Source organism: Brucella sp. 22210 (assembly GCF_052045675.1).
Lineage (GTDB): Bacteria > Pseudomonadota > Alphaproteobacteria > Rhizobiales > Rhizobiaceae > Brucella.
Genome location: NZ_JBQEPD010000120.1, coordinates 1 through 1,869, shown reverse-complemented (window position 1 = coordinate 1,869; position 1,869 = coordinate 1). Strand labels below are relative to the sequence as shown.

Here is a 1,869-nt window from a genome sequence, read left to right as displayed (position 1 = left end):
CGCGCTTTGGCAAAGCCGCTTGCATTACCTACAGCGGCGACCAAAGCCGTGGCATTGAGTACGCCTATACCGGGGATAGTCGTCAGTCTACGCGTGGCCGCATCATTGCGTGCCAACTGGATAAGCTCAGTATTCAATGCTCCGATCTTTGTGTCGAGCTCTTGCCACTCGGCGCGTAATTCACAAACCAGTTGTTGTACTCGCGACGATAATAACTTCACATCTTCGGCTAGCATGCTGTCCACGCCGAGTTCCAGTTTCCGCCGCCCGGCAGGAAAGATCACCCCGCGTTCCAGCAGAATTGCGCGAAGCTGATTGATGAGGTTTGTTCGCTCTGCCACAAGGCGAGAACGCACCCGATGCAGTGTCTGGATGTCCAGTTGCTCCTGGCTCTTCAGATCGACGAAACGCATCGTCGGTCGAGATGCAGCTTCGGCAATACCCTCAGCATCCCGATCATCATTTTTCTGGGCTTTGATATTCCGGCGACATCAGCCGGACCTCGTGACCTCGTCCCGTAAACAAGCGGCCCAGATGATGAGCTCCGCAGCACGCGTCCATAGCAACTATGCAGGCGGGGAGTTTCGTTACGTAATCAATCAGTGTCTGGCGACGCATCGTTCGACGTGTAACTATTGCGCCGGTAGCGTCGACACCAACGACGCTGCAAGAGTTCTTGCCCAGATCAATTCCAAGGATCATTATGCTCATAGGCCCGTTCCTTTCTTTTTTCGCACCACAGCATCATAACAGACGCTGGGGATAGGGGCGGGCCATTCCATAAACGGATATCGCGGCCGATCTTGTTGCCGAAGGACGGTTCGCGATGAAGGCCGTCGCAGAAACGTTGGGCGTCTCCCGTTCCAACCTCATCGAGCGGCTGAAAGGCAAATCAAAGCCGCGTGGACCATACAACAAGGTCGAGGATGCAGAGCTTCTGCCCACCATTCGCAGGCTGGTGGATCAAAGGCCGACCTACGGCTATCGGCGGATCGCCGCGCTCCTCAATCGCGAAAGGCGAGCCGCCGATAAGCCTGTCGTCAACGCCAAACGGGTCCATCGCATCATGGGCAACCATGCCATGCTGCTGGAGAAGTATACCGCCGTTCGCAAGGGCCGCATCCATGACGGCAAGGTCATGGTTATGCGATCCAATCTGCGCTGGTGCTCGGACGGTCTGGAGTTCACCTGCTGGAATGGAGAGGTCATTCGTCTCGCTTTCATCATCGATGCCTTCGACCGCGAGATCATTGCCTGGACGGCAGTTGCCAATGCGGGCATCTCCGGCTCGGACGTGCGCGATATGATGCTGGAGGCGGTCGAGAAACGCTTCAACGGAACCAGAGCCCCACATGCAATCGAACATCTGTCGGACAATGGGTCGGCTTACACCGCGAGGGATACGAAGCTATTCGCCCAGGCGCTCAACCTGACGCCCTGCTTCACGCCGGTGGCCAGCCCCCAGTCAAATGGCATGTCAGAAGCCATCGTCAAAACCCTGAAGCGAGATTACGTCCGCATCTCGGCACTACCGGACGCCGAAACGGCGCTCCGTCTCATCGACGGATGGATCGAGGACTTGTATGAAGGCGGTTCGGTCAAGCATTCATTGGCGTCTCCATTTTACTCGTGACTGGGCTGCATTGGTTTACTGGCGCACTCGGCGCATCGACTTGTATTCGGTGAGGGTTTGACCTCAACCACGATCCCATTCATGGGGCCAAGCAGTGATGAAGAGCAGAGCAACACTACAACACGGCGGATGTTATCCGGACCAACTTCAATCTCGGCAGCCGCTCTTCTCTCCAGTCGCCCGTCGGCGCATGGAACTCTTATAGAACTTACGCTTTCAGCGAAGCCCCCTCTGGG

2 pseudogenes are annotated in these 1,869 nt (G+C 56.6%); one reads left to right on the top strand and one right to left on the bottom strand.

The features are described from left to right. Positions 1-711 (bottom strand): annotated as a pseudogene (locus ACTJKP_RS26820) (IS110 family transposase); the annotation flags it as partial. 73 nt (positions 712-784) lie between these two features. Here ACTJKP_RS26820 and ACTJKP_RS26815 point away from each other — a divergent pair. Next, a pseudogene (locus ACTJKP_RS26815) lies at positions 785-1,579 on the top strand (IS3 family transposase); the annotation flags it as partial. Positions 1,580-1,869 lie beyond the last annotated feature (290 nt).